Origin of the sequence: Rhizobium metallidurans (assembly GCF_014196505.1) — a bacterium.
Lineage (GTDB): Bacteria > Pseudomonadota > Alphaproteobacteria > Rhizobiales > Rhizobiaceae > Rhizobium > Rhizobium metallidurans.
Window position 1 is genome coordinate 1 of the sequence record NZ_JACIDW010000067.1, and the last position, 1,020, is coordinate 1,020.

2 protein-coding genes are annotated in these 1,020 nt (G+C 60.4%); both read right to left on the reverse strand.

The annotated features are described in order from the left end of the window. A partial coding sequence (locus GGQ67_RS25080) for an IS66 family transposase zinc-finger binding domain-containing protein (protein WP_183902806.1) occupies window positions 1-649 on the reverse strand: 649 nt, incomplete at its 3' end. 53 nt (window positions 650-702) lie between these two features. Further along, on the reverse strand, window positions 703-1,020 hold a 318-nt coding region (tnpB, locus tag GGQ67_RS25085; RefSeq protein WP_183902807.1), incomplete at its 5' end, for an IS66 family insertion sequence element accessory protein TnpB.

Consider the following 1,020-nt stretch of genomic DNA (forward strand, 5'->3'; position numbering starts at 1 on the left):
CGAACGTTTGCGCCACGCGGTAGAGCGGTGTGCCATCGACATATTTGTGGACGAGTGCGAAGGCCAGCGTCGAAGCGGTGGCAATGCTGCCCGGCAATGGTTGCGGTGGCATCGGTGCGATCACGACAGGAGTGCTGATGCCGGTGCGGTCGCAATGGCGGCAGGCGTATTTGAACCGCACATTTTGCAGAACCTTAGCCTTGACCTCGATATGAAGCTGCTCGGTAACGGCCTCGCCCATGCGATGCATTTGACTGTTGCAACAAGGGCAAGCTTTCTGATCGTCGGGCAGATCGTATTCGACACGCTCGCGCGGCAGGTCTTCCGGCAATGGTCTGCGGCCACGCTTCTTTCCCGCCGCGCTATCGACCGACGGCAAGCCTGTATCCGGGAGATCGGCGACAACCTCGTCGCCATCATCAGGATCATCCTCGTCTGCGGCCTCTTCGGCCTCGTTGAAGATGCGGTCAATGTGCTTTTCGCTGCGGGGTGCAAAACGATGCAGCCTTGCGAGCGCCAGTTCTTCTTCCAGCTTGACGACCCGCCGTGACAGCGCTTCTTTCTCGGCTTTGAGCGCGGCGATTTCGGCGGCGTTGGCCGCCAACTGCGCCATCAGCTCTGCAATGCTCGGTTCGCCGGTTTGGGTCATCCCAGTTTTGAATCTGAACCGCCCCGTCGCGTCAACAGCTCAATTCGCCGCCTTCAACCGGCGATCTGATATTGCCGCACCGGATGACGGATCATCGCGTCGATATCAATCCCGTCGAGAATCCAGTGGAGCTGCTCGGTCGTCAGTGTAACCACCGCCACCTCTCGCCGCGGCCATCGGAACTTATCTTCCGTCAACCGCTTCAGGATCAACACAAAGCCCGACCGATCGAAGAACAGCATCTTCACCCGGTCACGCCGGCGGTTGCAGAAGGCAAACACCGCAGGGGCAAACGGGTCCAGCGCCATCGTCTCCTGCACCAGGACCGCGAGGCTGTTGATGCCGGCCCGGAAGTCGATCGGCTCCCGATG